The sequence below is a fragment of the Pseudomonas sp. 05N433 genome (assembly GCF_056396925.1).
The window spans coordinates 1-392 of sequence record NZ_JBFTML010000168.1 but is presented as its reverse complement, the minus strand read 5'-3'; the positions used below and the strand labels follow the sequence as shown (position 1 = coordinate 392).

1 protein-coding gene is annotated in these 392 nt (G+C 61.6%); it reads left to right on the top strand.

Annotated features, from left to right (window positions below; all coding sequences use genetic code 11):
* Positions 1-392, top strand: a 392-nt coding sequence (locus tag AC1DIS_RS30195; protein WP_477781328.1) for an immunoglobulin-like domain-containing protein, incomplete at both ends; no start/stop codon positions are given.

The window sequence follows — 392 nt, the reverse complement described above, 5'->3', positions numbered from 1 at the left end:
ACCTCGTACCGAGCACCACGCCGGCCGTCACCACCATTACCGACTCGATCGACAGTACCGGCCTGACCCTGACTGCCACCGGCAGCGTCACTGAAGGTGGCCAGATCACCTACACCGCCACCCTGACTAACCCGGCGCAAACACCGGTCACCGTGACCCTGTCCAACGGCTCGACCATCACCATCGAAGCCGGAAAAACCACCGGYTCCGTGAATGTCGAAACCCCGGCCAATGAAGTCTACAACAACGGCAGCACCGTCAGCACCACAATCACCGGTGCGACCGGTGGCAATTTCGAGAACCTCGTACCGAGCACCACGCCGGCCGTCACCACCATTACCGACTCGATCGACACACGCCGGCCGTCACCACCATTACCGACTCGATCGACA